Source organism: Streptomyces sp. NPDC057565, from assembly GCF_042801455.1.
GTDB lineage: Bacteria > Actinomycetota > Actinomycetes > Streptomycetales > Streptomycetaceae > Streptomyces > Streptomyces yanii.
The window spans coordinates 26,248-44,678 of sequence record NZ_JBHVFU010000010.1 but is presented as its reverse complement, the minus strand read 5'-3'; the positions used below and the strand labels follow the sequence as shown (position 1 = coordinate 44,678).

At 70.1% G+C, this 18,431-nt stretch carries 18 protein-coding genes; 4 read left to right on the top strand and 14 right to left on the bottom strand.

Going from position 1 to position 18,431, the window contains the following annotated elements; genetic code table 11:
• The first annotated feature begins 23 nt into the window (after positions 1–23).
• Positions 24–680 (top strand): CoA transferase subunit B, encoded by a 657-nt coding sequence (locus ACFU8W_RS20565; RefSeq protein WP_384039040.1) that lies wholly within the window; start codon positions 24–26, stop codon positions 678–680.
• Between the two features lie 53 nt (positions 681–733).
• Here ACFU8W_RS20565 and ACFU8W_RS20560 read toward each other — a convergent pair whose 3' ends face one another.
• From ACFU8W_RS20560 to ACFU8W_RS20550, 3 genes are all read right to left on the bottom strand, one after another.
• On the bottom strand, positions 734–1,912 hold the full coding sequence (locus ACFU8W_RS20560; protein WP_384039038.1) for an acyl-CoA dehydrogenase family protein: 1,179 nt from the start codon (positions 1,910–1,912) through the stop codon (positions 734–736).
• A 103-nt stretch (positions 1,913–2,015) separates the two neighbouring features.
• Positions 2,016–3,173 (bottom strand): methyltransferase, encoded by a 1,158-nt coding sequence (locus ACFU8W_RS20555; protein WP_384039035.1) that lies wholly within the window; start codon positions 3,171–3,173, stop codon positions 2,016–2,018.
• Positions 3,174–3,268: 95 nt separating this feature from the next.
• Positions 3,269–3,475 carry a hypothetical protein gene (locus ACFU8W_RS20550; protein WP_345513820.1) on the bottom strand — a complete coding sequence of 69 codons (207 nt, stop codon included), beginning with the start codon at positions 3,473–3,475 and terminating at the stop codon, positions 3,269–3,271.
• A 215-nt stretch (positions 3,476–3,690) separates the two neighbouring features.
• On the opposite strand from ACFU8W_RS20550, the gene ACFU8W_RS20545 reads away from it, so the two are divergent.
• A complete protein-coding gene (locus tag ACFU8W_RS20545; protein ID WP_384039032.1) occupies positions 3,691–4,521 on the top strand; it encodes an endonuclease I family protein in 831 nt (276 codons plus the stop codon).
• A gap of 116 nt (positions 4,522–4,637) precedes the next feature.
• Here ACFU8W_RS20545 and glsA read toward each other — a convergent pair whose 3' ends face one another.
• The 3 genes from glsA to ACFU8W_RS20530 all read right to left on the bottom strand — a co-directional run bounded on the left by glsA (position 4,638) and on the right by ACFU8W_RS20530 (position 7,154).
• Positions 4,638–5,924: a glutaminase A gene (gene glsA / locus ACFU8W_RS20540; RefSeq protein ID WP_384039401.1), complete on the bottom strand. Its 1,287-nt coding sequence runs from the start codon at positions 5,922–5,924 to the stop codon at positions 4,638–4,640.
• 70 nt (positions 5,925–5,994) lie between these two features.
• Entirely contained in the window at positions 5,995–6,561 is a 567-nt protein-coding gene (locus tag ACFU8W_RS20535) for a hypothetical protein (RefSeq protein WP_345513819.1), read from the bottom strand.
• Positions 6,562–6,659: 98 nt separating this feature from the next.
• On the bottom strand, positions 6,660–7,154 hold the full coding sequence (locus ACFU8W_RS20530) for a DUF1269 domain-containing protein (protein ID WP_384039028.1): 495 nt from the start codon (positions 7,152–7,154) through the stop codon (positions 6,660–6,662).
• Between the two features lie 120 nt (positions 7,155–7,274).
• On the opposite strand from ACFU8W_RS20530, the gene ACFU8W_RS20525 reads away from it, so the two are divergent.
• Together ACFU8W_RS20525 and ACFU8W_RS20520 are read left to right on the top strand one after the other, a co-directional pair.
• Positions 7,275–8,390 carry a chemotaxis protein gene (locus ACFU8W_RS20525; RefSeq protein ID WP_384039025.1) on the top strand — a complete coding sequence of 372 codons (1,116 nt, stop codon included), beginning with the start codon at positions 7,275–7,277 and terminating at the stop codon, positions 8,388–8,390.
• Positions 8,391–8,673: 283 nt separating this feature from the next.
• The gene (locus tag ACFU8W_RS20520) at positions 8,674–9,000 is read left to right on the top strand and encodes a plasmid stabilization protein (protein ID WP_266989492.1); all 327 of its coding nucleotides are present in this window, start codon (positions 8,674–8,676) and stop codon (positions 8,998–9,000) included.
• Positions 9,001–9,055: 55 nt separating this feature from the next.
• Here ACFU8W_RS20520 and ACFU8W_RS20515 read toward each other — a convergent pair whose 3' ends face one another.
• From ACFU8W_RS20515 to ACFU8W_RS20480, 8 genes are all read right to left on the bottom strand, one after another.
• Positions 9,056–11,488 carry a phosphoketolase gene (locus ACFU8W_RS20515; RefSeq protein ID WP_384039022.1) on the bottom strand — a complete coding sequence of 811 codons (2,433 nt, stop codon included), beginning with the start codon at positions 11,486–11,488 and terminating at the stop codon, positions 9,056–9,058.
• A 52-nt stretch (positions 11,489–11,540) separates the two neighbouring features.
• The gene (locus ACFU8W_RS20510) at positions 11,541–12,968 is read right to left on the bottom strand and encodes an NADP-dependent succinic semialdehyde dehydrogenase (RefSeq protein ID WP_384039019.1); all 1,428 of its coding nucleotides are present in this window, start codon (positions 12,966–12,968) and stop codon (positions 11,541–11,543) included.
• Positions 12,969–13,188: 220 nt separating this feature from the next.
• Positions 13,189–13,656: an ATP-binding protein gene (locus ACFU8W_RS20505; RefSeq protein WP_345513814.1), complete on the bottom strand. Its 468-nt coding sequence runs from the start codon at positions 13,654–13,656 to the stop codon at positions 13,189–13,191.
• 295 nt (positions 13,657–13,951) lie between these two features.
• Positions 13,952–14,182, bottom strand: a complete 231-nt coding sequence (locus tag ACFU8W_RS20500; protein WP_384039016.1) for a hypothetical protein — start codon at positions 14,180–14,182, stop codon at positions 13,952–13,954.
• Positions 14,183–14,253: 71 nt separating this feature from the next.
• Positions 14,254–16,353 (bottom strand): xanthine dehydrogenase family protein molybdopterin-binding subunit, encoded by a 2,100-nt coding sequence (locus ACFU8W_RS20495; protein WP_384039013.1) that lies wholly within the window; start codon positions 16,351–16,353, stop codon positions 14,254–14,256.
• 18 nt (positions 16,354–16,371) lie between these two features.
• Complete coding sequence (locus ACFU8W_RS20490; RefSeq protein WP_384039010.1) at positions 16,372–17,358, bottom strand: FAD binding domain-containing protein; 987 nt, start codon at positions 17,356–17,358, stop codon at positions 16,372–16,374.
• Positions 17,355–17,912 carry a 2Fe-2S iron-sulfur cluster-binding protein gene (locus tag ACFU8W_RS20485; RefSeq protein ID WP_384039007.1) on the bottom strand — a complete coding sequence of 186 codons (558 nt, stop codon included), beginning with the start codon at positions 17,910–17,912 and terminating at the stop codon, positions 17,355–17,357. The genes ACFU8W_RS20490 and ACFU8W_RS20485 overlap by 4 nt, the downstream gene beginning before the upstream one ends.
• Before the next feature lie 99 nt (positions 17,913–18,011).
• A complete protein-coding gene (locus tag ACFU8W_RS20480; protein WP_384039004.1) occupies positions 18,012–18,398 on the bottom strand; it encodes a hypothetical protein in 387 nt (128 codons plus the stop codon).
• Between the last annotated feature and the right edge of the window lie 33 nt (positions 18,399–18,431).

The following is an 18,431-nucleotide window of genomic DNA, read 5'->3' as shown; positions in this document are numbered from 1 at the left end:
GTCGACGAGGAGGTGCACACCGTATGAGCTGGACACGCGAGCAGATGGCCGCACGCGCTGCCCGGGAACTCAAGGATGGCGACTACGTCAACCTCGGCATCGGTCTCCCGACACTCATCCCGAACCACGTTCCCGACGATGTGGAGCTGGTGCTGCAGTCGGAGAACGGCATCCTCGGCACCGGCCGCTACCCGACCGAGGACGAAGTTGACCCCGACCTCGTCAATGCCGGCAAGGAGACTGTGACGGTGCGCCGCGGCGCGAGCTTCTTCGACTCCGCGACGTCCTTCGGGATGATCCGCGGAGGCAAGATCGACGCCGCCGTCCTTGGCGCGATGCAGGTCTCCGCCACCGGCGACATCGCCAACTGGATGATCCCGGGGAAGATGGTCAAGGGCATGGGCGGGGCGATGGACCTGGTCCACGGCGCCAAGAAGGTCGTGGTCCTGATGGAGCACCTGACCCGGGACGGCAACTTCAAGATCGTCGAGGAGTGCTCCCTGCCCTGCACCGGCAAGGGCGTCGTCCGGCGGATCATCACTGATCTGTGCGTCCTGGACATCACCACCGACGGCCTGCTCCTGGTCGAACTCGCCCCGGACGTCACCGTCGAGGAGGTCCGAGCCAAGACCGAACCCACGGTGTTCGACGGCAGTGCCGACAAGTTGAGTATCGTCTGAAACGGCCCCATCGACAGCCGGGACACGCTCGGCGGGGGGTGCGGCGCAAACCCTCAGCGGCGTACGCGCGGCATCCCCAGGCCGATCCACGAGATGATTTCCCGCTGTATCTCGTTGTTGCCACCGCCGAAGGTGAAGATGACTGCGGACCGGTATCCCCGTTCGAGTTCGCCGTGCAGGACGGCGCCCGCCGAGCCTTCCTTGAGCGGTCCGGCCGAGCCGAGGATCTGCATCAGCCAGGCGTAGGCGTCGCGTCGCGCCTCGGAGCCGTAGACCTTGACGGCGGAGGCGTCCTGCGGCGTAAGGGTGGAGCGCTGGACGGCGGAGACCATCTGCCAGTTGAGAAGCTTCATGGCGTCGAGCCGGGTGTGGGTCCGGGCGAGGAGGGCACGGACCCAGCCGAGGTCGATGACCCGGCGCCCGTCGGCGAGCTCGGTGCCGGCGGCCCAGCGCTGCACGTTGTGGAGGGCGCGGATGGCCATCGTGCCGTGGGCGGCGAGGGTGACGCGCTCGTGATTGAGCTGGTTGGTGATCAGCCGCCATCCCTTGTTCTCGTCGCCGACGCGACGGGAGAGGGGGACGCGGATGTTCTCGTAGTAGCTGGCAGTGGTGTCGTGCGAGGCGAGGGTGTTGATCAGGGTGCAGGAGTAGCCGGGGTCGCTCGTGGGGACGAGCAGCATGGTGATGCCCTTGTGCGGCGGGGCGTCGGGATCGGTGCGGACGGCGAGCCACACCCAGTCGGCGGTGTCGCCGTTGGTCGTCCAGATCTTCTGCCCGTTGACCACATACGTGTCGCCGTCGCGTACGGCGCGGGTCTTGAGGGCCGCGAGGTCGGTGCCCGCGTCGGGTTCGCTGTAGCCGATCGCGAAGTCGATCTCGCCTGCCAGGATCTTCGGCAGGAAGTACGCCTTCTGTTCGTCGGTGCCGAACTGCATGATCGTCGGGCCGACGGTGTTGAGCGCCATCAGGGGCAGCGGTACGCCCGCCTGGGCCGCTTCGTCGAAGAAGATGAACTGTTCCATCGGGGACAGGCCGCGTCCGCCGTACTCCGCGGGCCAGCCGACGCCGAGCCAGCCGTCGGCGCCGAGGCGCCGGATCGTCTCGCGGTAGAAGCGTTTCTGGACGGTGGGGTCGTCGTATCTTGCGTAGGCGTTGTCGGGAACGAGTCCGGCGAAGTACGTGCGCAACTCGGCGCGCAACTGCTGCTGCTCAGGCGTGTATTCGAGGTGCACGGCCCCTCCAGGAGTCTCGCGGTCGCGTCGCCCGTGTGCGGCGGCGCACACAGTAGAACGTGTTGCAAGAATCCGGAAGGGCCGCGGAGCCGCACCCAGCGTGTCAGCGCTTGACGGCGCGCAGCACGACGAACTTCGGGTCGCCGGCGACGGTGGTGCAGTTGCCGAAGATCCGGCGCAGCTGCGTGTGGTACCCGAGGTGCCGGTTGCCGACGACCCACAGCTCGCCGCCCTGCCGCAGCACGGTCCGCGCCCCGTGGAACATGTTCCGGGCGGTGGCATCGGTGGTCGCCAGGTGCGAGTGGAACGGTGGGTTGTTGAGCACCAGGTCCACGCTGCCCGGGGCCAGGTCCGCCGTCCCGTCGCCGACCAGGAAGCGGGCCTCGGCGTCCGCGCCGACATTGGCACGGAAGGTCGCCTCGGCGGACGCGACCGCCTGGTAGGACTCGTCGACGAAGGTGACCGCCGCTCCGGGGTTGGCGAGCGCGGCGGAGGTGCCGACGACCCCGTTGCCGCAGCCCAGGTCCACGACGCGGTCGCGGCCGGTGCGCTCGGGGAGATGGTTCAGGAAGAAGCGGGTGCCGATGTCGAGGCGCTCGGCGCAGAAGATCCCGGCGTGGTTGACCACGGTCCGGCCGGAGACCGCGCCGACGTCGCCGGGCAGCTCGTACCGGTACGGCCAGGGGCTGGGGGTACGGGCCAGCGCCGGGTTCGGGGTGCAGAAGATCAGCCGAGCCTTCTTCACCGCGAGCGAGGTGCGAGTGGGGCCGATGATCCGCTCGAACAGTTTGAGGGTGGAGGTGTGGATCTCCTTCACCATGCCGGTGCCGATGACGACGGTCCCGGCGTGCACGGCGGGCGCGAGCCGGTGCAGCTGATCCTCCAGAAGCGCGAGGCTCTTGGGAACCCGCACGAGAAGGACGTCGATCCGGTCCGGCGGGGTGTCCCTGGCCGACAGGAGACGTACGGCGTCCTCGTCGTGGCCGTTGCGGACGAGGTTCGCCAGCGTCGCACGCTGGGCGAGGTACGAGTCGGTGATCTGTACGGGGCGGTGCCCGGCCAGCACCGCACTCAGGGCGCCCCAGCGGTCGCCCACCACGACCACGGTGCCGGTCAGCTCGACCGGGGTCGCACCGTCGATCCCCTCCAGCTGCCGGAGCAGATATTCGTCGGCAGCGTCCCAGGCGCGGAACGGGTCGCGCGGGTGCTCGGGGTAGCGGGCGAGCTCGTACTCGCCCTTTGACGTCGTCAAACGGTTCATTGTGCCTTCAGGCTAACCGAGCGGCGGGAGAGTGCCCACGCACTCCCCGCCGCGCCGGCCGCCCACTAGGAGGAGCTCACAAAATGTGAGGTCCTCTAAGGCAACTGCTTTTCGATTGCCGCCCGGCCCTCTCGTGCCAGCCGGCGCTGTGCCCACTCCAGATTCTGCGGAGTCAGGTCCCGCCCGGAGGCGAGCACCAGGTCCTCTGCCGACGCGTTGTCGCTCCCGCCGGTGTGCAAGAGGCTGTCCGGGGTCACCCCCCGGGCCAGGCGTGCGGATACGGATTCGGGGTCTTCGCTCATACCGCCTCCTCGTCCTTGCGGCAATTCTCGCCCTGCCGCTCCGGGAGCGCATCCGAAGTTCACTTGACCTGCACATGATAATTACGCAGCGTTCACACTGTGATCACGGTGCGTATGGAAGGCTCCCGCTGACCACGTACCACACGACCACGGCGCCGCCCCCCCCACCCCGTGACGGCGTCGCGGTGCCGCATGCCCCGGAGAGGACACCCCACATGTCCCGTCGCCATCATCACCACCGGCGCCCATTGCTCGCCACCCTCGCCGCCTTCGCGGTTCTCGCCGGCACGGCCGCCGCCGCACCGGCGGCACCTGCCGCGCCCCGGACCGCACCGGCGGCCGCGACGCCGCTCACCACGCTCGACGACACGTACTACCGGAGCGCAATCGGCAAGACCGGCACCCAGCTCAAGAGCGCCTTGCACTCGATCATCAGCGTCCAGTCCAAGATCTCGTACAGCCAGGTCTGGGACGCGCTCAAGAACACCGACCAGGACCCCGCCAACTCCTCGAACGTCATCCTGATCTACTCCGGGCGCTCCGAGCCGAAGAGCGACAACGGGGGCTCGGTCGGCCAGTGGAACCGTGAGCACGTCTGGGCCAAGTCGCACGGCGACTTCGGCACCGCCACCGGACCCGGCACCGACATCCACCACCTGCGCCCGGAGGATGTCACCGTCAACTCCATCCGCGGCAACAAGGACTTCGACAACGGCGGCAGCGCGGTGAGCGGGGCACCGGGCAACTACACCGACAGCGACTCCTTCGAGCCGCGCGATGCGGCCAAGGGTGATGTCGCTCGCATGATCCTCTACATGGCGGTGCGTTACGAGGGCGACGACGCCTTCGCCGACCTCGAACCGAACGAGAAGGTGAACAACGGCTCCGCGCCGAACATCGGCAGGCTCTCCGTGCTGAAGCAGTGGAGCCAGGAAGACCCGCCGGACACCTTCGAGAAGCGGCGCAACGACGTCATATTCGACCAGTACCAGCACAACAGGAACCCGTTCATCGACCACCCGGAATGGGTCGAATCCATCTGGTAGAACGGCCGATTCGTCCAGCACGCGGTCACGTCGTCGGGCGAACCGCCCGACAACGTGACCGCGGACGACCGGACGGCGCGTACAGCAGGCATGACGGGCACGGGTGGATCAGGCCGTCAGGGCTCCAGGTCATGAGCAACGCGTTCGACTGCCTCGTCGCGTGAGGTGAACCGCTGGGGAGCCGTCGGACCTTCGCCGGCGGACACTGCTGCCAAGTGGCCCGCCGGATCGACCACCGCCGTCCGCCGGCCGCCCTCCGCGAGCCGCTCCAGTCCGGACCGCAGCATCGCCAGGGCCACGGTGTCCACCCCTGTCACCTGTCGCAGATCCAGCACCACGGACGCGGTCTCCTGCGTCCGCGACTCGTCGAGCGCGTACAGCACCCGTTCCGCCGCGGTGAAGTCGAGCGCCCCCTGCGCGGCGACGACGGACACCTGCTCCCGCAGAGCACGCTCCTGCTCCCCCGTCGGGGCGGACGGCAGATCGTCGGCGGTGGTGACCAGGGTGACGGTCGAACCGGCGAGTGCGGGGTTGTGCATCAGGTGCAGACCGAGCCGCTCCGAGAGCGCCCCCAATGCCCGGCGCCCGCGCACCGAGGTGCCGGTCGGATCGAGGGGCGGACTGTACGTCGCCAGGCCGAACCGGGCCGGTCCCGCTGCGATCAGACCACCCGACACCCCGCTCTTGGCGGGCAGCCCCACCCGCAGCAGCCAGTCGCCCGAGACGTCGTACATGCCGCACGTCGCCATCACGGCGAGCACCTGCGCGGCGACCGCTTCCTCGACGACCGCCTCACCGGTGAGCGGGTTCACCCCGCCGTGCGCGAGCGTCGCGGCCATCGCGGCGAGGTCGAGGGTCGTGACCCGCACCGCGCACTGCCGGAAGTAGGTCTCGACCGACGCCACCGGGTCGACGGGCAGCAGACCGGTGCTGCGGATCAGGTAGGCGAGGGCGCGGTTGCGGTCACCGGTGGCGACCTCGGAGGCGTACACCGCCTCGTCGACGTCCAGCTGCCGTCCGGCGAACCGGCTCAGGCAGTCCAGGATGCGGTCGAACCTCGGGGCGCCGGCGGTGTCCGGGATCAGCGCGGTGGTGACGATCGCACCGGCGTTGACCATGGCGTTGGCCGGCCGTCCGGTCGCCCGTTCCAGACTGATGGCGTTGAACGCCTCGCCGCTGGGCTCGGCATTCACCCAGCGGCACACCTCGTCGAGTCCGAGGACGGACAGCGCGAGGGCATAGACGAACGGCTTCGACACGGACTGCATGGTGAACGGGGCGTCGGCCTCACCGGCGCTGTAGCGGTGGCCGTCCATGCTGATCAGCGCCAGCCCGAAGGCGTCCGGGTCGGCCAGCGCCAACTGGGGGATGTAGTCGATGAGTTGCCCGACCTTCTCCCCCATGAACCGACTGCGCAGTTCCCGCAGGACGTCCGTCACTGCGTCGGCGGCGGCGCTCACCTCGCCCCCGTCGTCAGCTGCGCTCGGCCTGGGCGATCCGGGGGAACGACTTGACACCCGCTGCCTTACGGCTGTTCGCGTGCTCACTGACCGTTCTGCCGGGCGGGGTGTCCGCGAAGCCGAGCACCACGGAGTCGAGGACCTTCCCCGACGCGTCGACGAACTCCACCCGGACCGCGTAGAACGCCGGCTTCTCGGTGGGGTTGGTGACGCGGACCAGGGCGCTTCGGAACTGCTCGGCCTTCGCGACCGGCAGCCCGGTCACCGAGACGTCCTTCACCGCGTTCCCCTGACCCTGCACACCTGCGAGCTGCTTGGTCGCGCGCTGCCTGTTGCGTTCGACCTCGGCGGAGACCGAGGCCGCGAACTCCTCCTGGGTGCGCGGCGAGGCGCTCGCGGACGGCGACTCAGCCGTGCCCGGGGACACCGTACGGGTGCTCCTGGCCGTGCCCGGCGCGGTGGTGCCGGAGCCGTTGCAGGCGGCGGTGCCGGCGACGATCACCGCGGCCAGGAGGGCGGGGGTCAGGCGGCGGGCGGTGCGGCCGCCGAGGGTGCGCCGCAGAGGGCGGGACTGGTTCACGGACACTCCGGGTCTGCTCGGGAAAGTGGGTCGGCGTCATACGGCAGGACGGGGGACGCACCGGACGAACCCGGATCCGCCGGGCTCCTCCACTCGGGTCACTCGGCGTCGTCGCCGAAGACCTCGCGGAGCCGCGCCTCGCTGAGGGTGTCCAGGTTGCTGTGGAGGAGCTCGGCGCCGCCACCGGGGAGCGCGTCGCTGATCCGGTCCGGAACTTCGTTCGTGGTCAGCAGGAACAGGGCCGAAGTGCCGGGCGTCACCTGCTTCTTGACCTCGGCGATGAAGTCGTCGTCGATGCCGACATCGGCCAGCTTGCCACCCAGCGCCCCGGCCGCCGCGCCGATGGCCGCGCCCAAGAGCGGCATCAGGAAGATCAGCCCGAAGAGCATCCCCCAGAACGTGCCGCTCAGGGCGCCCGCGCCGACCAGGTTGAGCAACTGCTTGGTCTTCGGCTTCGCCTTGTCGGCCGGCCAGCTGACCACCGCGGCGTCCAGGATCTTGATCAGCCCCTCCTTCTGCAGGGACTTGAGCGTGGTCTCCACGCCCTCCGCCCCCTCGGCCGACTGGAACTTCCACACGGTGAGCGTCGACATCGCACATCCCTCCTGAGACAAGGTCAAGCAATTCGCTCATATTAGGATCAAAAGGTATGAATTGACTCGTCGAAGTCGTCCGCTCTGCACGGGAGTGGTCGCAATCCCCCGGAGGGAACTATGGATACGGACGCCCTGACCGCCGGCCTGCTGCAGGAGCTGCGAGCGCCCAAGCCCTATCCGGCTGTGTCCCTGACCATGCCGACGCACCGACAGGCTCCGGACAACGCCCAGGACGCCGTACGGCTGCGCAACCTGCTCTCCGAAGCCGAACGGCGGCTCGACGCCGATCCCGCGGTGTCCCGGGAGGCCAGGGCGGCCATCAAGACGCAGCTGGCCCGCGCCGTCGACGAGGTGGATACACGCCGCAGGCTCGACGGTCTGCTCGTCCTGGCCACGGCGGACGAGCATCAGATCTGGCTGCTTCCCCGTACGGCGCCCGAACGGGTGGTCCTGAGCGACACCTATCTGACCCGGAACCTGGTGGCCGCGAAGGCCCTGGCCGAACCGTACTGGGCACTGACCGTCGCATCCGACCACGCGACACTGTGGAGCGGAACGGCCGACTCCGTGCACCAGGAGCAGATCGGCGGGTTCCCGCTGACGGTTCCGCAGGAGGAGCCGAACCCGCAGCGCGAGGAGCAGATCGGGGACACACCGAGCACGTTCTCCGACGAGGAGACGCGCATCTTCCTGCGCTCCGTCGACGAGAAGTTGCGTGCCGTCCTGGCCGCCGATCCGCGACCGGTGTACCTGGTCGGTCTCGCCCCCGCCCTCGCCCTGCTGGACGAGGTCGGCGGGACCACCAAGCCGGCGGTCGGCCGGGTCACGAAGGGGGTGTCGGCCGATCTGTCGCCGAGCAGCTTCCTCAAGGAGCTCGCACCCGCACTCGGCCAACGCCGGGCGGAGGCCGCCCAAGAGGTCGCGACCAGGCTCGACGACGCCCGCGGCCGCCGTGCCTACGCAGGTGGTCTCGACGAGGTGTGGGCAGCCGTGCGGGAGGGGCGGGCCGCTCTCGTCGCGGTGGAGGAGCAGTTCCAGCAGACCGTACGGGTCACGGACGAGCACCTGGAGCCGGTGCCCGCGGGCACCGTGGGCACAGCCGACGGGACGATCCGCGAGGACATCGTCGACGAGCTCGTCGAGGCGGCGCTGGACAACGGCGCCGATGTGGTGTTCCTCGCCGACGACTCGCTGGCGGAGCACGGGCGGATCGCGGCGGCTCTGCGCTACTGAGCAGGAGTCGCTGCGCAACGGGAGCACCCCATGTGAACAGGGCCGGAGCGGGCGCGGCGGTACGCAGGACGGCGGTCAGCCTCCGGACGGCGGGCCGCGGCGCCCTCGCCGCTTCGAGGGCGGACGAGGACCCGGGCGGCTGCCTGGCGCCCCGGGCGGCCGCGCGGCCCCGTACTGGCGGCGATCCGATGCGTGCCCCCGGAGCCGCTGGGAGACTGGAGAGGGCGCCCCGGATACCCGGCCCGCAGAAGACACAACCCCCGGGAGAGGAAGTGACCGCACCATGCCACCCGGATCCAGTACCAACCGTGTGCGGCAGTACGAACACATCAAGGAGAGTGCGCAGGAGCGCGGAGTGAGTGAGGAGAGGGCCGAGGAGATCGCGGCGCGCACGGTGCACATGGAGCGTGCTCGCTCCGGCGAGTCGAGGACCGCGAGCGATCTGTTCGTCCATGACCTCTCGTCCGCGCAGCGCGGCGGCAGTCCGGGCCCCCGCAGCGGAGCCGAAGGCCCCACCCGCGACCAGCTCTACGAAGAGGCCAGGAAGAAGAACATCAAGGGACGCTCGAACATGACGAAGTCCCAACTGGCCAGGGCGGTCGGCCGCTGAGCGCTCGCCCCCGTCGGTCCACATCCACCTCGGGGTCCGTCCGGACCGGGCGTTGTCAGCCCTCCCAGGTCCAGTCGGCCACCTCGGGCAGGTCTGTGCCGTGTTCACGGATCCACGCATGATGGCGGGTGCGGACATCCGCCATCGCCTGGCGCACGGCCACGGCGCGGACGCCGAGTCCGGGCACCCGGTCGATGACGTCCATGGCCAGCCGATAGCGGTCGAGGTCGTTCCGGACGACCATGTCGAACGGCGTGGTGGTCGTACCCTCCTCCTTGTAGCCCCGCACGTGCAGGTGGGCGTGCCCGGTCCGCCGGTAGGCGAGCCGGTGGATCAGCCAGGGATAGCCGTGGTAGGCGAAGATCACCGGCTTGTCCCGGGTGAAGACGGCGTCGTACTCGGCGTCGGGCATGCCATGGGGATGCTCGCTCTGCGGCAGCAGCTTCGTCATGTCGACCACGTTCACCACGCGCACAGCGAGTTCCGGCACATGGCGGCGGAGCAGCCCGGCCGCCGCGACGGTCTCCAGCGTGGGTACGTCCCCGGCGCAGGCCAGCACGACATCGGGTTCACGGCTGCCGTCCTCCGTACCCGCCCATTCCCAGACGCCGACCCCGCGCGCGCAGTGCGCCCGGGCCTCGTCGAGGGTGAGCCAGTCGAAGGCGGGCTGTTTGCCCGCCACGATCACGTTGACGTAGTCGCGGCTGCGCAGGGCGTGGTCGGCCACGGACAGCAGGGTGTTGGCGTCCGGCGGCAGGTAGACCCGAACGACTTCGGGGCTCTTGTTGAGGATGTGGTCGACGAACCCGGGGTCCTGGTGCGAGAAGCCGTTGTGGTCCTGACGCCAGACGTGCGAGGTGAGCAGATAGTTGAGGGAGGCGACGGGGCGGCGCCAGGGCAGCCGGCGTGAGGTGCGCAGCCATTTGATGTGCTGGTTGACCATCGAGTCGATGATGTGGGCGAACGCCTCGTAGCAGGAGAAGAGTCCGTGCCGGCCGGTGAGGAGATAGCCCTCCAGCCACCCCTGGCACAGGTGCTCGGAGAGGACCTCCATCACACGGCCGTCGCGGGCAAGATGCTCGTCGGTGGGGAACGTCCGCGCCTGCCAGGCCTTGCCGGTGGCCTCGTACACCGCGTCGAGCCGGTTCGACGCTGTCTCGTCGGGGCCGACGAGGCGGAAGTCGCGGCGTCCGGCGGTGGCGGCCATGACATCTTCGAGGAGCCCGCCGAGCACCCGGGTCGGCTCGTGCTGGACGGTGCCGGGTTCGGCGACCTCGACGGCGTGTTCCTCAAGGGGCGGCACCGGCAGATCGCGCAGGAGCAGCCCGCCGTTGGCGTACGGGGTGGCGCCGAGGCGTGCCGTCCCCTCGGGTACGCAGTCGAGGACCTGAGGGGTCGGCCTGCCCTCGCTGTCGAAGAGCTCGTCGGGCCGGTAGGAGCGCAGCCAGGCTTCCAGCTGCCGCAGGTGTTCGGGGTTGTCCCGGACGCCGGACAGCGGAACCTGGTGGGCGCGCCAGGTGCCTTCGACGGGCAGCCCGTCGACCTCCCGGGGACCGGTCCAGCCCTTGGGGGTGCGCAGCACGATCATGGGCCAGGCGGGGCGAGCGGTGTCGCCGCCGGTGCGTGCGGCGCTCTGGAGTTCCCCGATGCGGTCGACGGCCCGGTCCATCGCGTCGGCCATCGCCCGGTGGACGGTGAAGGGATCGTCTCCGCTGACGTACAGCGGCTCGTGCCCGTAGCCGCGCAGCAGTGCGTCGAGTTCCGTCTCGGGGAGACGGGCGAGCACCGTCGGGTTGGCGATCTTGTAGCCGTTGAGGTGGAGCACCGGAAGGACGGCCCCGTCGTGCACGGGGTCGAGGAATTTGTTGGAGTGCCAGGACGCGGCGAGCGGGCCCGTCTCCGCTTCACCGTCGCCGATGACGCAGGTGACGAGCAGGTCCGGGTGGTCGAACGCGGCGCCGTAGGCGTGGGTGAGGGCGTAGCCGAGTTCCCCGCCCTCGTGGATGGAGCCCGGTGTCTCCGGTGCGACATGGCTCGGTACCCCGCCGGGGAAGGAGAACTGCCTGAACAGCAGCCCCATGCCGGCCGCGTCACGGCTGACATCGGGGTATGTGTCGGAGTAGCTGCCCTCCAGCCAGGAGTTGGCGAGGACGGCGGGACCGCCGTGGCCGGGGCCCCAGACGCAGAGCGCCTGGATGGAGCGGGCCTTGATGACACGGTTGAGGTGGGTGTGGACCAGGTTGAGTCCGGGCGAAGTGCCCCAGTGACCGAGCAGTCGGGGCTTGATGTGCTCCGGGGCGAGCGGCTCCTTCAGGAGCGGGTTGGACATCAGATAGATCTGGCCGACGGCGAGGTAGTTGGCGGCGCGCCAGTGCGCGTCAAGAGCCGATACCTCGACGTCGGACAGGCCGGACGCCCCTGCCGGAGCAGAGGCGTCCGGTGCGCGGGCGTCGTCCGTGCGGGTGTGAGGCGTGCGGGCGTCGCTCATGTGCGTCTCCTCGACAGGGTCGCAAGCAGTACGGGCCGGCGTCCCGGGGCAGCTATGCGGACCGGCTCTCGTCCGCCTCGGGGCCGTACCAGACCGTCGTGGCATTGCAGAACTCGCGAATCCCGTGCCCGGCAAGCTCGCGCCCGTAGCCGGAGCGCTTCACTCCGCCGAAGGGCAGTGCGGGGTGGGAGGCCGTCATGCCGTTGAAGAAGACACCACCCGCCTGCAGATCACGCACGCACTGACGGCTTTCGTCGGCGTCGCGTGTCCATACGTTGGAGCTGAGACCGAAGGGGGTGTCGTTGGCCAGAGCCACGGCTTCGCCCAGGTCGGCGGCCCGGTACAGCGTGGCGACGGGACCGAAGGTCTCCTCGCGGTGGATCCGCATGGCCGGGGTGATCGCGCTGAGGACAGTGGGGGCGTAGAACCAGCCGCGGTCCAGCCTCGCGCCCAGACCGGTGGGCCTGCTGCCACCGCAGAGCACGGTCGCTCCCTGCCGTACGGCGTCGTCCACCAGCTCCTCGATGTCGGTGCGGCCCTGTTCGCTGGCGAGGGGGCCGATGTCCGTCGACTCCTGCTGCGGGTCGCCGACCTTCAGAGCACGCATTCCTGCGGTGAACTCCTCGGCGAACTCGTCGTACACATCGGTGTGCACGATGAACCGTTTGGCGGCGATGCAGGACTGGCCGTTGTTCTGCACGCGGGCGGTCACCGCTGTACGGGCGGCCTGCCGCACGTCGGCCGAGGGAAGGACGAGAAACGGGTCGCTGCCGCCCAGTTCCAGCACGGTGTGTTTCACCTCGTCGCCCGCGATCGCCGCGACCGCGCGGCCGGCCGGCTCGCTCCCGGTGAGGGTGGCGGCAACGACCCGGGGGTCACGCAGGATGGACTCGACCGCCCCGGACCCGACCAGCAGCGTCTGGAAGCAGCCTGCCGGGAAACCCGCCCGGCGGAACAGGTCCTCCAGGTACAACGCGGTCTGCGGGACGTTCGACGCGTGCTTGAGCAGGCCGACGTTGCCCGCCATGAGCGCGGGGGCCGCGAACCGTACGACCTGCCAGAGCGGGAAGTTCCACGGCATCACGGCGAGGACGGGGCCCAGCGGACGGTAGTGGACATAGGCCCTGGAGGCTCCGGCGTCGCCCACATCGCCGGCCGACGGGTGCTCGTCCGCGAGAAGTTCCTCGGCGGCGTCGGCGTACCAACGCATGGCCTTGGCGCATTTCGCGGCCTCCGCACGGGCCGCCTTGACGGGCTTGCCCATTTCGGTGGTCATGGTGCGGGCGATGTCCTGCTGATCCTCGTCGAGCAGGTCGGCGGCCCGGTTCAGCAGGCGGGCCCGTTCGCCGAACCCGGTCGTACGGTACTCCCGGAACGTGGTGTCCGCGGCCGCGAGCCTGCGTTCGATCTCCGCGGCTCCCAGTGCGTCGAACGTCTTGAGGGTCTCGCCGTTCGCGGGGTTGACCGTCGCGATGGGCATGACTGTGGCCTCCTTGCCTCGGTTCTTCGACCGTGCCGCGCCACGCCCCGTCGCGCAACGCGGGCCCTCGTGCGGGTACCCGACCGGCGCGGACCATGCGTGCTGTGAGCACGTCATCCGCGCCGGTGGGCAGGGCTGTCTTCTTCGCGTACGGACCCGCGTACCGGTCCGGGTGGGAATGCGCGCTGCCCGTTTCGTGGGGCCGGCGGCGGCAGCCGCGTCAGACGAGGGCGGGCTCGGAGACGGGCGGCAACAGGAACTCACGTACCCCGGGCAGCGGCGTGCGGGGCACCAGATCGGTACTCCGCGGCGCCTCGGCGTAGCGGGTGAACCAGACGACTTTGCCGTCGAGAGTCCGGCAGGTGCCCCAGCTGTGGCTCAGGGCCATCACGCGGCTGAGACCACCGCCGCCGCTGCTGAGCAGCCGCGGCATCTCCGAACTGTTGTCCGCGACGGAGACCGTGAGGTGCCGTCCGGACCAGCGGAGTTCGACGACGCAATGGTTGTCGTCACCGACGTGCCGGTGGACGTTGGTCAGCAGCTCCTCCACGCCCCGGCACACCGGCCGGATGTGGAGTTCGAGGCTCCAGTGGCGCAGATGCGCGGCGACGATCCGTCGCACCTGGGTAACGCGCTCTGCCGATACCTGGAGTTCGACCAGATAGTGCCGGTCGAGTGGAACGGTCATCGTCGAGGCTCCTCACATCGAGGCCCACTTGCTTCGCCCGTTGAACCAACGACCCCCCGAACACAAAGAGTGAGCAGATGTCACTGTTAGGTCACTCCTTAGAGTGACCCGGTAGGACCGGTTGCGCAACACGTCGGCCGACGGCGCCGTGGCCACGGGGCGGGGACGCTGTCCCCGGAAGCCTGCTCAGCCCTGGAAGAGCGCGGCCAGGGCCAGCGTGGCGAGCAGTGTCATGCTCATGAGCGCACAGGTCACGTAGTCGCCGATGTGCCCCGAGTGAAGGCGCCGCAGCGGCTCAGCCCACCGGTCTGCCGACCATGCCGCGGGACGCCGAACGGCCTGGGCGGCGAGCGCGACGGCCGGCAGCCCCGCCGGCCCCCGAGGCGGGGAACGACCCGGCGTGCCGTCGGTGCGGCTCCTCGAAGTACCGCCAGGAGCAGGCGAGTACGGCCCACGCCACGGTCAGCAGCGAGATCAGTACCGCGAGTCCGAGCTCCACCGGGGCGCCGACCAGCACGATGCCCACGCTCCGGCCCCCCTGCGGCTTCCAGCCGGCGTCGAACGGCCACCAGCGGTCCGCCCGCGCTTCACCGGACGTCAGGGCAGATACGGCAGCAGCTTGTCCGGAGTGAGCGGGAGGCTGCGCAGCCGGGCCCCGGTGGCATGCCGCACCGCGTTGCCGATGGCGGCCGCGGCCCCGACGATGCCGATCTCGCCGATGCCCTTGCTGCCCATCGGGTTGAGATGCGGGTCGTCCTCGTCGATCCAGTGCGCCTCGATCTCCGGGACGTCGGCGCAGACGGGCACGTGGTAGGAGGCGAGATCGTTCTGCGTGAAGTCGCCGAAGACGGGGTCGATCGTGCTGCCCTCGGTCAGCGCCATGCCGAGCCCCATGATCATGCCGCCGATGAACTGGGAGCGTGCGGTACGGGAGTTGAGGATGCGTCCGGCGGCGAAGACACCGAGCATGCGCCGCACCCGGACCTCACCGGTGCGGGTGTCGACGGCGACTTCGGCGAAGTGCGCACCGAACGCATGCCGTGCGTACGGGGATTCCACCGCCGTGTCCTGGGCGGTGTCGGCGGTGACCGTGACGCCCTCGTCGGGCAGGGGCCCGGTGCGCTCCCGCAGTTGGCGTACCAGGGCGGTGGACGCCTTGTGCACGGCCCAGCCCCAGGAGGCGGTACCGGCGGAACCGCCGGCCAGGGGTGCTTCGGGCAGCACGCTGCTGCCGATGTCGATCCGGACGTCGGTCACGGAGGTGTCCAGCACGGACGCCGCGATCTGCGCGAGGACGGTGCGGGCGCCGGTGCCGATGTCGGTGGCATTGATCCTGATGCGGTAGGTGCCGTCGGCGGCGGCGTGCGCCGAGGCGCTGGAGCCGGCGATGTATACGGGGTACGTGGCGGAGGCGACGCCCGTACCGAGCAGAAGTGGGCCTTCCATTCGGACCGCGGGGCTCGGATCGCGGTCGTACCAGCCGAACCGTGCGGCGCCCTCCTCCAGGCAGGCGGCAAGGCCGCGGCTGCTGAAGGGGCGGCCGGTGTCGGGTTCGTACGCGGGGTCGTTGCGCAGGCGCAGTTCGACGGGGTCGATACCGAGGGCCACGGCCAGCTCGTCCATGGCCGACTCCAGCGCGTACATGCCGGGTGCCTCGCCGGGTGCCCGCATCCACGAGGGGCTGGGCACGTCCAGGGCGGTCACCCGGTGGACGGTACGGCTGTGCCCGGACGAGTACATCGTGCGGGCCGGTACGGCCGCCTGTTCCACGAACTCCTTGACCGTGGAGGTGTGGGTGATGATCTCGTGGGCGAGCGAGGTGAGGGTGCCGTCGAGTTCCGCGCCGAGTCTGACACGTTGCACGGTGGGGGCGCGGTGGCCGACGACGGCGGGCAGTTCGCGCCGCGGCAGGGCGAGCTTGACGGGGTGTCCGGTGTGGCGCGCAGCCATGGCGGCCAGGACCGCCTGCGGGCGCGCGGTGCCCTTGGAGCCGAAGCCGCCGCCGACGTGTTCGGAGACGACCGTGACCTGTTCGGGCCGTAGCCCGAACACGGTGGCCAGGGCGTCGCGAACCGTTCCGGTGCCCTGGCTGGAGTCGTACACGGTCAGCTGCCCGTCGTCCGTCCAATGGGCGGTGGCGGCGTGCGGTTCCATGGGGTGGTTGTGCAGGGGCCCGAGCGTGTATGTGGCGTCGATCTGTACGGGGGACACGGCGAAGGCGCGGTCGAAGTCGCCCCGTTCGCGAACGGCGGGGTATCCACCGTTCACCGTCTGCGGTGTGTACAGGCCCGGGTGGTCCTCGTCGAGCAGGACATCGTGCCCGGCACTCTCGTACTCGATCCGGACGGCCTCGGCTCCGGCGCGGGCCGATTCGAGGGTGTCGGCCACCACGAGCGCGACGTGCCGGCCCCGGTGCGGGACCCGGGCGTCCTGGAGGACGGCGAGGACCGGGTCGTCCGGCTGCTTCAGCCTCGGGGCATTCTCATGGGTGAGGACGGTGCGCACGCCGGGCAGGGCGAGTGCCTCGTCGGTGCGGATTGCCGTGATCCGGCCGCGTACGACGGTGGCCGGTACGGGCCAGGCGTACAGACAGCCCGGCGGAGTGTGCTCGGCAGCGTAGCGGGCGGCGCCGGTGACCTTGTCCCGGCCTTCGAGGCGGACCACGGGGCTGCCCAGCGGCTGGGGCGCGTCGCTCATGGTGGGAAGTCCACTTCCTCAGTTGCGGGCGGTGAGTGCGGCGAGTGCGTCGACGGCCAGGCTGCGGGCGAGCTCCACCTTGAATGCGTTGTCGCGCAGCGGCCGGGCGGCCGCAAGTTCGGCGTCCACGGCCCGGGTGAAGGTGTCGTCGGTGGCGGTGGCGCCCCGCAGGACCTCTTCCGCGGCGCGGGCGCGCCAGGGGCGATGGGCGATCCCGCCGAAGGCCAGTGCTGCGTGCTCGATGCGGCCGTCGCGGGCGGTGACGACCGCGGCGACGGAGGCGAGCGCGAAGGCGTAGGAGGCGCGGTCGCGGGCCTTGCGGTAGACGGAGACGGCGCCCTCGGGACGCGGCGGCAACAGCACCTCGGTGATCAGCTCGCCCGGCCGGATCACGGTGTCGCGGTCGGGAGTGTCTCCCGGCAGCCGGTGGAAGTCGGTGACGGGTACGCTCCGCTCGCCGTCCGGGCCGTACAGCTGGACCGTGGCGTCGAGGGCAGCCAGGGCGACGGCCATGTCCGACGGATGGGTGGCGACACATGCCTCGGAGTGGCCGATGACCGCCAGGTCGCGGTGGGTGCCTTCACGGGCGGGGCAGCCGGTGCCCGGTACCCGTTTGTTGCACGGCTTCGAGACGTCCTGAAAGTACGGACATCGGGTGCGCTGCAACAGGTTTCCGCCGGTCGTGGCGGTGTTGCGGAGCTGCCCGGAGGCTCCGGAGAGCAGCGCCTGCGACAGGGCGGGGTAGCGGGTGCGCACGGCGTGGTGGGCGGCGAGGTCACTGTTGCGCACGGTCGCACCGATGCGCAGACCTCCGTCGGAGGTGTCCGCCACCTGGTCCAGGGGCAGCCCCCTGACGTCGACGAGGAGATCCGGGGTCGCCACACCGAGCTTCATCAGGTCGATCAGATTGGTGCCCCCGCCGAGGAAGACCGCCCCCGGGTGGCGGGTCATCGCGCTGACCGCCTCGTCAGTGGTGCGGGCGCGCAGATATCCGAACGGTTTCACGGCGCCACGTCCTCGATCGCTTCGACGATGCGTGGGTAGGCGCCGCAGCGGCACAGGTTGCCGCTCATCCGCTCCCGGATCTCGGGGGCGGTGAGCCGCGCCGGGGCGGAGCCGTCCCCGGTGACGTGGGACGGGAAGCCGTCCGCCGCTTCACCGAGCATGCCGACGGCCGAGCAGATCTGACCGGGTGTGCAGTAGCCGCATTGCAGGGCGTCCCTGGCCAGGAATGCCTCCTGGACGGGATGCAGCCGGTCACCGTCGGCGAGGCCCTCGACGGTCGTGATGCGGGCCCCGTCGTGCGCGACGGCGAGCAGCAGACAGCTGTTGGCGCGCCGGCCGTCGACAATGACGGTGCACGCGCCGCACTGGCCGTGGTCACAGCCCTTCTTGGCGCCGGTGAGGTCCAGATGTTCGCGCAGCGCGTCCAACACGGTCGTGCGGTGATCAAGCGTCAGGGTCCGTGGCGTGCCGTTGATGTGCAGCGCCACCGCGGAACGGTGACTGGTCTCCCCCAGCTGTCCGGAACTGTTCTCCCGCTCGCTGGTGGGATCCACGCGCTCACACCTCTCATCAATGTGACTTTTGCGTGCTTTGTACCAGATTCGCACGGGCTTTTCCGGTTCATTGCCCCCGCGCCGGTACGGTTCTGCGCCCTACCGGCTCTCCAGCCGCAGGCACACCTCCTCCTCCTGGTCACCGGAGACCGTTCCTACGACCTGTACGGCGAAGGCGTCGGCCAGGTGTCTCCTGAGCTCCTCGACAGCCCAGTAACCGCCCTGCACGTCTACCTTCACGGGCTTGCCCAGCGCGACGGGACCCGAGACCACCAGCGCCTCGGACACGTCGACGGTCATGGTCCATACCGTGGGGCGATTTCCCGCCAGGTCCTGCGGCACATCCACCAGGGCCCGGTCAGTGGCGAAGGCGGCCCGCAGGACGTCGAAGACCGTTCGTGCGTCGTCCTTCGCACATCCGCTGATGGCAACCGACACCTCCTTTCCGTGCCGATACTCCTCCGTCTGCGACTGTGTGCTGTTCACCGGGGTTCCTTCCGCTCGGAGTCTGCCGTAGGT

What these genes read in the sequence shown, in the direction of transcription:
- ACFU8W_RS20565 (WP_384039040.1), top strand. Translation starts at nt 24, where the DNA reads ATGAGCTGGACACGCGAGCAGATGGCCGCACGCGCTGCCCGGGAACTC.
- ACFU8W_RS20555 (WP_384039035.1), bottom strand. Translation starts at nt 3,173, where the DNA reads ATGAACCGTTTGACGACGTCAAAGGGCGAGTACGAGCTCGCCCGCTAC.
- ACFU8W_RS20550 (WP_345513820.1), bottom strand. Translation starts at nt 3,475, where the DNA reads ATGAGCGAAGACCCCGAATCCGTATCCGCACGCCTGGCCCGGGGGGTG.
- ACFU8W_RS20545 (WP_384039032.1), top strand. Translation starts at nt 3,691, where the DNA reads ATGTCCCGTCGCCATCATCACCACCGGCGCCCATTGCTCGCCACCCTC.
- glsA (WP_384039401.1), bottom strand. Translation starts at nt 5,924, where the DNA reads ATGGGGGAGAAGGTCGGGCAACTCATCGACTACATCCCCCAGTTGGCG.
- ACFU8W_RS20530 (WP_384039028.1), bottom strand. Translation starts at nt 7,154, where the DNA reads ATGTCGACGCTCACCGTGTGGAAGTTCCAGTCGGCCGAGGGGGCGGAG.
- ACFU8W_RS20525 (WP_384039025.1), top strand. Translation starts at nt 7,275, where the DNA reads ATGGATACGGACGCCCTGACCGCCGGCCTGCTGCAGGAGCTGCGAGCG.
- ACFU8W_RS20520 (WP_266989492.1), top strand. Translation starts at nt 8,674, where the DNA reads ATGCCACCCGGATCCAGTACCAACCGTGTGCGGCAGTACGAACACATC.
- ACFU8W_RS20515 (WP_384039022.1), bottom strand. Translation starts at nt 11,488, where the DNA reads ATGAGCGACGCCCGCACGCCTCACACCCGCACGGACGACGCCCGCGCA.
- ACFU8W_RS20510 (WP_384039019.1), bottom strand. Translation starts at nt 12,968, where the DNA reads ATGCCCATCGCGACGGTCAACCCCGCGAACGGCGAGACCCTCAAGACG.
- ACFU8W_RS20505 (WP_345513814.1), bottom strand. Translation starts at nt 13,656, where the DNA reads ATGACCGTTCCACTCGACCGGCACTATCTGGTCGAACTCCAGGTATCG.
- ACFU8W_RS20495 (WP_384039013.1), bottom strand. Translation starts at nt 16,353, where the DNA reads ATGAGCGACGCGCCCCAGCCGCTGGGCAGCCCCGTGGTCCGCCTCGAA.